The sequence below is a fragment of the Chitinispirillales bacterium genome, assembly GCA_031254455.1.
Taxonomy (GTDB): domain Bacteria; phylum Fibrobacterota; class Chitinivibrionia; order Chitinivibrionales; family Chitinivibrionaceae; genus WRFX01.
The window spans coordinates 1-3079 of sequence record JAIRUI010000033.1 but is presented as its reverse complement, the minus strand read 5'-3'; the positions used below and the strand labels follow the sequence as shown (position 1 = coordinate 3079).

At 34.2% G+C, this 3079-nt stretch carries 4 protein-coding genes; all 4 read right to left on the bottom strand.

The annotated features are described in order from the left end of the window. A partial coding sequence (locus tag LBH98_02375) for a LytTR family transcriptional regulator (GenBank protein ID MDR0303603.1) occupies positions 1-359 on the bottom strand: 359 nt, incomplete at its 3' end. Between the two features lie 363 nt (positions 360-722). Next, positions 723-1784: a DUF262 domain-containing protein gene (locus tag LBH98_02370; protein ID MDR0303602.1), complete on the bottom strand. Its 1062-nt coding sequence runs from the start codon at positions 1782-1784 to the stop codon at positions 723-725. A gap of 7 nt (positions 1785-1791) precedes the next feature. After that, positions 1792-2751, bottom strand: a complete 960-nt coding sequence (locus tag LBH98_02365; protein MDR0303601.1) for an adenine-specific methyltransferase EcoRI family protein — start codon at positions 2749-2751, stop codon at positions 1792-1794. Between the two features lie 54 nt (positions 2752-2805). Beyond that, positions 2806-2979: a hypothetical protein gene (locus LBH98_02360; GenBank protein ID MDR0303600.1), complete on the bottom strand. Its 174-nt coding sequence runs from the start codon at positions 2977-2979 to the stop codon at positions 2806-2808. Positions 2980-3079: the final 100 nt, after the last annotated feature.

Sequence of the window (3079 nt, the reverse complement as noted above, 5' to 3'; positions counted from 1 at the left end):
TCTATTTTGCAAGTATAGCATTTAGGACAAGGCGGTGAAATTCGTGGCAAATTGTTTTTCATCTTTATAAATTCGTTTATTTTTCGTCGTGATAAATCAAACTCTTTGCCGTCTTCTATCGCTATCACAGGAGGTTTCAATCTATACCCCTTGTAATAACAAATATTTATGACGACTGACCTATTGCATTTGAAAAATGCGGCTTCAGGCAAATTGTCTGTTATGCTTTGAAGTGAGGTTTCGACATTGTAATCTGTGTTATTAGCAAAACGCAATCTACAGTATGGAGCATCATAAATAATATACATCAACTCTCCGTAATAACGGGCATCGGCTCCGTTTTTAACAGGTATTTCCATTTTTTGCTCGTGGAATACAATTTTTTGTGTCATACTCGCTTGATATAGATTATTACCTACTGCTCTGTCAGGTTGAACTTTCTATCTCTCTTTCGAGTTACACTTCCTCTCGGTACGGTACCCGCTTTATACCTCGCTCTCGCCGCATTGCAGCCAACGTTCCGGCGGCTTTGCGATGTTGCGGTTTCACTTACGTTAGAGCGGGCTACAAGGTTTCAAAATCTCACAACTTTTCTGCGTGATACGACCGCAATAGCGCAAAACCGACCGTTGCATTGCAGTGATTTTCAACTATTTTTTTGCTAATTTACCCACTTATTTTTATTTTTTTTCAAATCATCACACATTCTCCGAAAATCGTTTTTAATTTCTATTACCTTTTTTTGAATTACAAGACTTACAAAGTAGTTGCGCATTGGATAAAACTGTACGACCGCCTTTACTCCAAGCTGTTATATGGTCAATTTCAAGTTCGTTAGCAAAAAATAGTTGTTTACAGTGTGAACATTTATATCGATTGTTTTCAGATATTTGCTGATGTAATAACTCCTCTTTTTCTTCAAGTGAAAATAGTCGTTTCGGGTCAACTGAAATGCCGTTTACAACTGCTTGGATTATATCTTCAATTTCGGTTTTCTTGTCTGTTAAAGTTAATCTAATTTTGTCTTTTAAATAATTGTTTATCTGTTTATTAATTTCCGTTTTGTTCTCTTTCCAAATTGAAATGTCAGTTGTATATTTTATGGAAAGATAGAATAATATGTCAAGTTCCGAGTATTTTTCAAAAACGGAAGCAATAAATTTTATCGGCTTTATAACAAGTCTTTGGTCTGTTTCAAATGAATTGTCTTTGTTTGTTTTAACATATTCGTCAATGCTTTTCTTGTTTTGTAGAACGGCAAGCATTCTCAACACTTTCATTTGATTATTACCACGAGAGTTACCGCCGAGAATTTTTATGACGTCGCGGTCTTGTCCCACAAATGCTGTCAAACCGCGCAAATATTCGCCGTTGTAAAGTCCGTTCAAAACTTCAAAGCGCGAAAGCGGAACGCCGAGCGTATTGATGCGAAAAAATATCTCTCGTTTCAATTCTTCTGTGCCTTTGCAAATTATGTCCGAAATGTCTGTTTCATTGATCTTTGCTTGAAAATCAGCATTATATTGTCGCCATAGTTTTCCTTCGTATTCGATATTATTCTGAAAAAATTGTATCAATGCTTCTATACGTTGCTTGCCATCAAGAACTTCCAAAATTCCATCTGTATTTTTCCAAAAATAGAAAGCGGGCAGTGGTATGCCTTTAATTATGCTGTCAATTACAAGTCGTTGCTTTTCTGTATTATAAACAATTTCTCGCTGTAATGCAATATCGCTTATTATTTTACCGTCATTTACTTCGGCGTATAATTCTTTTATTTTCATTGTATTACTATTTCCTTTTGATAATAATTTTAGCAAATTTTCGTTTGCCATTAACTGTTGTTAAATAATAACCTTTTGTTGCTGTTGTTACACCTGTAAGCATACTATACCTGCCAATGCCATCTACAATTTCAAATTGTTCAGGATTGTATTTTTGTAAAAATGTTATGGGAACACCCATTAAATCATTGTAATTGTGGGGAATTTCTTTTGTTCTTTCTATATTTATTGCATCATAGTTATCGAATTTTTGATATTTATTTGGGTAATATTCTTCTGTCAAAATCATTTTATCATGTCTATACGATACATCTAAATTTGTGTACCACAAAACATTACCCATTTGCATTGTTGTTCCGTTGGGTTTTAAAAAATTTTTTACATTATGATAACCATGCCATAGTTGATTATTTTTTATAAATGGAAAAATATTGATATACGAAATTGCTGATAAAGGTCCTATTATTAAAAATTCCATTTGGTTTTTAAACATTACATCAATAAATTCACGAAATTGACTAAATGGAGGATTGGTTATAACTAAATCATAATGACTGTAATCAACGTCCTGAAAACGAATACCTTTGTTAGTTGTTGGATTATATCCGCTTACTGAAATTGACTTTATACCGTAAATTTCAGCGTGGGATACCAAAAATTTCACGAAATTACATTTAATATAGTTCAAATCTTTTTCGATTTTCTTTTTAGTTTGTTCAATATTAATGTTTTTTACCGTTCCATTTTCATTAAAAAGTGTAGTTTTTATAATATGATTTTCTTCTTTAAAAACTATCTCTTCGTTGTAACTTTCATCCCAGTCACAAGGACACAAAATTCTCTTACCTCGTAGTTGTTCTTTATACAAAGGAACTTCAGCGCTTATATCTTCAAAGTAAGTATAAAATTCATCGTCTTTATTTTTTCTTGCACTGTCAATTTGTGCTTTTTTTGCTGATACATCCATTTCAACTCTTTTGTTTCGAGTTGAATACAAGTGTATTAATAAATTATTGTTTTATTATTTGTGATTTTGTGAACAGTCTCTGTCCACCATTGCATGCAACGTCCCAGCGGCTTGGCGCAGGCGGGGCTTCCACTGCCGTTCGGACGGGAACGAAACTTCCAAATTACCACAAACTTTCAGGCGAGCCACCGCCCCGCTTGCGCCAAACCGTCCGTTATATGCAGGCATTTTTTGTTTGTTTAGTGCCTCTGTCAGGGTTATGCCCAATTCTTTGTCCATTGTCCAACAAACAAATGGCTTGCATATCTTCAGATCGGAAGAGCGTCGT

Excerpts from the sequence above, each read along its gene's own strand:
- LBH98_02360 (MDR0303600.1), bottom strand. The coding sequence starts at position 2,979 with ATGCCTGCATATAACGGACGGTTTGGCGCAAGCGGGGCGGTGGCTCGC.
- LBH98_02370 (MDR0303602.1), bottom strand. The coding sequence starts at position 1,784 with ATGAAAATAAAAGAATTATACGCCGAAGTAAATGACGGTAAAATAATA.
- LBH98_02365 (MDR0303601.1), bottom strand. The coding sequence starts at position 2,751 with ATGGATGTATCAGCAAAAAAAGCACAAATTGACAGTGCAAGAAAAAAT.